This window comes from Streptomyces sp. NPDC006872, assembly GCF_040635845.1.
In the GTDB taxonomy this organism is placed as follows: Bacteria; Actinomycetota; Actinomycetes; order Streptomycetales; family Streptomycetaceae; genus Streptomyces.
Genome location: NZ_JBEYIL010000050.1, coordinates 1 through 4881, shown reverse-complemented (window position 1 = coordinate 4881; position 4881 = coordinate 1). Strand labels below are relative to the sequence as shown.

Annotated in this window: 4 protein-coding genes; 1 reads left to right on the top strand and 3 read right to left on the bottom strand. The window is 70.5% G+C overall.

The genetic code is table 11. The annotated features are described in order from the left end of the window. Positions 1 to 46: 46 nt before the first annotated feature. Entirely contained in the window at positions 47 to 586 is a 540-nt protein-coding gene (locus tag ABZ725_RS52405) for a relaxase domain-containing protein (protein ID WP_358809453.1), read from the bottom strand. 423 nt (positions 587 to 1009) lie between these two features. Here ABZ725_RS52405 and ABZ725_RS52400 point away from each other — a divergent pair, with 423 nt between their 5' ends. Beyond that, complete coding sequence (locus ABZ725_RS52400) at positions 1010 to 3457, top strand: NACHT domain-containing protein (protein ID WP_358809452.1); 2448 nt, start codon at positions 1010 to 1012, stop codon at positions 3455 to 3457. Positions 3458 to 3782: 325 nt separating this feature from the next. Here ABZ725_RS52400 and ABZ725_RS52395 read toward each other — a convergent pair whose 3' ends face one another. Together ABZ725_RS52395 and ABZ725_RS52390 are read right to left on the bottom strand one after the other, a co-directional pair. Further along, the gene (locus ABZ725_RS52395; protein WP_358809451.1) at positions 3783 to 4448 is read right to left on the bottom strand and encodes a nucleoside 2-deoxyribosyltransferase domain-containing protein; all 666 of its coding nucleotides are present in this window, start codon (positions 4446 to 4448) and stop codon (positions 3783 to 3785) included. 314 nt (positions 4449 to 4762) lie between these two features. After that, positions 4763 to 4881, bottom strand: a 119-nt coding sequence (locus ABZ725_RS52390) for a helix-turn-helix domain-containing protein (RefSeq protein WP_358809454.1), incomplete at its 5' end; no start/stop codon positions are given.

Genomic DNA, 4881 nt, shown 5'->3' with positions numbered 1-4881 from the left:
GTCCGCGCCGACATCGGCCCCGCCGGGAAAGCACCCCTGGCCTGATCTACACCGTGCAACCCGAGCACGCGGGACGTCGACGGAGAGTGACGGCACAAGTGGCCGTACGTGGGGAATTCTTCTCAATGGCCGCCGACAGGCCCGCTCGATAACCCGCCGGGTGCGGTCGTCTCCCAGCGCCCACAGCATGAGCAGGCTCTCCTGCGGCCGGACCACCCAGTCGACGGCGAACAGCGGGGGTCAGCCCGCGTCTCTCGATCTCTTCGAGAGGCTGCCCGAGAACGGTGGCCAGCCGTGCCGTCTCCGGGTCGGCGCCGTCTTCCAGGAGCTCGCGCTCCATCCGGTCGGCGTCCGGGTGCCGGCCCTGCCCGTACAGCAGCTCCATCTGCCGCTGCGTCACCGTCTCCCCGGCGGTGAGCCCGAGCGCGGGCAGGCCGCGCCCCATCCACACCCCGGGCGGGAGTCCGGCCTTCTCCTGGGCGTCCTTGAACGGCTGGCGGGCCGGACGGCGACCGTCCCCGAAGGCCACCCCGCGCACGTAGTACCGCCAGGCGTTCCGCCTCTGAACCCTCGCAACACTGATCATGCCCACAGGGACACCGGCTCTGACCTGCGGAAAAGACCCGATCCCGTGGGGCGGGAGAGTTCAGCGAACCTTCACGGCCGGTCCCGCACGGCGGGCGCCGACGACGTCGTGCCCGTCTGGCGGGCACCGCCTTTCGCTCTCGCCGTCCCTGTTCGGTGAGGCCATGCAAATGCTGCGCCACAGCCAGCCGCCCACGCCTCGCGCGCCCCGACAAAGGTGCCCACCACCCCGGCACCCGCCAAGTGCTTCAAGCTTCCTGAAGGACCCTGCCGCGCTTCACCGCCGATGCGGGGCACCGGTTCCACTCGCTCGTCGCCCGGGCCTTCGCATCGGCCACCTCCGTGTCTCGTGCCTTCCGCTTCTGCCTTTCGTTGGCCAGGTGACATCCCCGATCGGGTTGCGTACAGGTCATGGAGGCACGCTGTGTTGCGCTGGCGCTGGGTTGTGGCAGTGGTGTCGTCCGTGGTCATCACCTCAGCGCTGACAGCGGCTTGGGCCGGCAGGAGCGTGGAGTACGCCGGCAACGCCGCCTCCGTGCTCGGCGCCTGGGGCGCCGTGGTCGCGTTGGTCCTCTGGGCCCGTCAGAACTCCGATGGCGGGCCTCCGCCAACGGCCGAGCAGTTGGCCGCTGCGGAGGAAAGACTGGCCCGCCTCGTTCAGCAGGTGTGGACCCGGGAGGCAGCGTTGCGCCGGCTGGCCGACCCACGGCCTTTGGACGTCCGCTGGGTGGACAGTCCACGCCTGCTCGCCGACCATCGTGCGCTGGTCGGAACGCCGCTCGACTGCCGTGCGGACGACGCCACTGGACTCGCTACGGCTTTCCGCGATCTCGCCCGGCAGCGGCTGGTCGTCATCGGACCGGCTGGATCGGGCAAGACCACTCTGGCGCTTCTGCTGACCCTCGCCCTGCTGCGCACTCGCTCGTCCGGCGATCCGGTCCCGGTCGTCCTCTCGCTCTCCTCCGACGTGCTTGGCCACACGAACTTGCGGGCCTGGCTGCGGCAAAGGCTCACAGCCGAGTACCCGGCACTCAGCGACCGGCGGGTCTATGGAACCGACTCGATCGCCGAACTTCTCGCAGCCCATCGTCTGTTGCCGGTGCTGGACGGACTTGACGAGGTCCCTGCCCCGCAGCAGGCGCGGGTGTTCACCATGGTCAACGACTGGCTGGCGGAGGGCGGCTCGCTCGTGCTGACGTGTCGTACGGGTTCCTACGAGCGGGCAGTGGCTCAGTGCCAGGATGTGCTGACCGCTGCCGCCGTTATCGAGCCTCAGCCCTTGAGCGTGGACGCGGTTGCGGAGTTCTTCACCCTCGGCGCCGCTCCGGGTGGCCTCAGCCCCGGCTGGAGGAGGCTGACAGAGCGATTGCGAACCGACCCGCAGGGCCCGGCAGCGGCAGCCCTCACGAACCCGCTCAATGCCTCGATGGCGAGGCTGGTCTACACGTCGCCGCCCGGGCCGGCACGTACGGGCGGTCCGGAGGAACTCGCCGACGTCGCCCGCTTCCCCGACGCCGCCGCCATCACCAAGCACCTGCTCGCCAGCGTCGTCCCCGCGCTCTGTGATCGAGATGCCCGGCTAGCCGCCGCAAACCCAGGAACCCCCCGTGCGGCGCGCGAGCTCGTGGACGCGCCGCGCCGGCTCCGTCAGCTTGCCGCCCACCTGCACCGCAAAGGCACCTACGACATCGAGTGGTGGCATCTTCACCGGGCGGACCCCGCGCCGGCCCGTACCTTGCGCCGGGCTCTCTGCCTCGCCATGGGAGTCTTCGTCGTCGTCTGGTGCCAGAGCACGGCCGAAGCCTGGTGGTACTCGTCCCCACCGGTAGACCTCGCGTACCTGTTCTGGAACGAGTGGCGGCTCCAGAAGGCGGGAGGGTACGCACTCGCGGTGCTCTTCCTCGTGGCGATGGCTCCCGCGGTACGCCGGTTCACCTCCTCCCACGGAGCGGCAGCCACCAGCATGGCCCTGCTGCTCGGCTGCGGCGCCGGGATCCTGCAGGGCGGCTTGTTCGTCCTGGCGCGCCACTACATCGAAGGCCCTTGGGCGACGACCCCGTGGCGCACCGTGTCGCCGATTGCCATGGCGGCAATCCCGTACACCGTGACTCTGCTGGCGGCCGGTCCGCCGCACCCTCCGCACCTCCCCGTCTTGGCCCGGTTCGGCGTGCGGGGCCGGGTAAGGCGGCTGGCCGTCGAGCTCGCCTCCGTCCCTTTGTCCATCCTCGGATTCGGTCTGCTCTGCAACGTGCTACCGCACGTATTCGCGTTGCGGCCCCAGAGTCCGCTGACCCTGCTGAGCTACATCGCCGAGAACACGATGCCGCTGGTGCTGGGAGCGTTCTTCGGAATGGGGCTCGCGCTCGTGCGCTTCGTCCGCGCGCCCCTCGCGTCCGACGGCGGCGCCACCCCCACGTCGTCACTGCGTGCGGACCGCCGGTACGCCCTCGCCGTGGCAGTGCTGTCCGCTCTCGCGCTCATGCTCTACTCCACGATGCGCCACGCTCCGCAGCAGTACCAGGGAACTCTCGACAATCTCACCGAGGGCCTACGGTCTGCGAGCACGGGGCCGGACCTGCCGACGGCAGCGGCCATCGGCGCGCTGCTGGCGCTGTCAGCAACGAACTGGGGTCATCTCGCTGCTGCCCGGCTACGGTTCACCCGGCGAGAGGGACTGCCCCGGAACACGATGGCGTTCCTTCGAGAGGCCCATCGCCTGGGGATTCTCCGACAGGTCGGCCCGGTCTACCAGTTCCGTCACGCACTGCTGCAGGACCACCTCGCAGCGCAGACGCTCCTCCCGCACATGCGCCACGCCGATCAGGGCCCTCGCGATTCAGCAACGGCGAACCCGTGTCCGGGGGATGCGTAGCGGCAACCGCCGCCCAATCTGCCGCGGGTTCCCCATTCGCTGACTCCGCGCTCTCCTCACACGGCCGCCCCAGGTCCGGGGCGGACCGAGGGCGAGCCGTGCACAGCAGTGTCAGCGTGAGCGTGTCGCGGTCTCTCCCAGCTGTGGTCTTGTCGTGGTAGCCGAGGGCATCTGCGACGCCGGGGCAGGGAGTTCGAGGAGTTGCTGCCGGGCAGCGGCGATCGGGATTCCGACCTGGTTCAGGGGCGCGGACAGGTGGTTGGGGCCGAGAGGCCGGTCCGGCGGCCGGGGAAGAGCCAACGGGACGCCGGGTTGGTGGCGGTTTTCATGTTGCCGCGGTGCGTGATGTGTTCTGTGTTCCAGCAGCAGCCCCCAGTTCGTACAGGGCGACGGGCTGGACGGCTTCCGCGCAGAACCAGAAGAGAATCACGTCGGCGAGGCGGAGGTGCTCGTACTCCCAGGCGGTCTGTTCCCGTGCCGCCTCCGCCTGCCCGAGAGGGAAGGCCTCGCGACGCGGGTTGAGAACGACCGCCGGGGAGCCGATCGCGTCGAGCTGGAGCACGGCGCGGCGCTGCCAGTCCGGGCATCCGGTGATGCCGCCGCCCAGGAAGAGCGCGGCGGGACCGCCGTCATAGCGTGCGGGAGCTTCGACGTAGCGCAGGGGCCGGGGCGGCGGCAGCGGGAAGCCGCCGACGGCGATCGCATCCAGCAGGTCGCGTACCAGGGCTTGGGCTTCGAGGGTTCCGGCCGGGTAGACGCGCAGTACGCCGGCCAGACGCCAGGTGTCGAGTTCGGGGTGCGGGCGCAGCATCTCATCGATGGACGCGGCGGTCAGGACGCCGCCGGCGGCAAGGCCGTCCAGGCCTGCGTCGATGCTCGCCTGCGCGGACAGGATGCGGGCGCGGTGTGCTTCGGTCGCTTCCGGCCGCCACCGGCCATGGAGGTAGTCGGCGGTCAAGCCGTCAGCCAGGCGCTGCAGTTCATCCGTCACACCGACCAGCCTACGAGTGCCGGTCGGCTGCCGGACTACCGTTCACCAGAGTCGGCGGTTCGCCCGTGGAGCCCACGTAGGTCACGGCACTCCCGTCCATCGCGGTTGGCGAGACCCGTCCACGGCAGTCGCCGGATCCGAGACCCGAACCGGGCACGGAGTGCCGTACGCCGCGGGATCGCGAGGCCGGGCACGCCGGTCAGCCGCTCCAGCACGCCCGGAATCTCCGAATCTCCTCGGGCACGGCCCCGGGGGGCGCGCGGAGCCGGTTCAAGAGGCAGGCCGGATCGGCGATGACGCGTTGGTAGGGCACGTCATCCGCCTGCGGCGTCCTCGGTCTCCCAGCGCAGCAGGTCGCCCGGCTGGCACTCGAGCACCTCGCAGAGCGCGGCGAGGGTCGCGAAGCGCACCGCCTTGGCGCGGCCGTTCTTGA

Excerpts from the sequence above, each read along its gene's own strand:
- ABZ725_RS52405 (WP_358809453.1), bottom strand. The coding sequence starts at position 586 with ATGATCAGTGTTGCGAGGGTTCAGAGGCGGAACGCCTGGCGGTACTAC.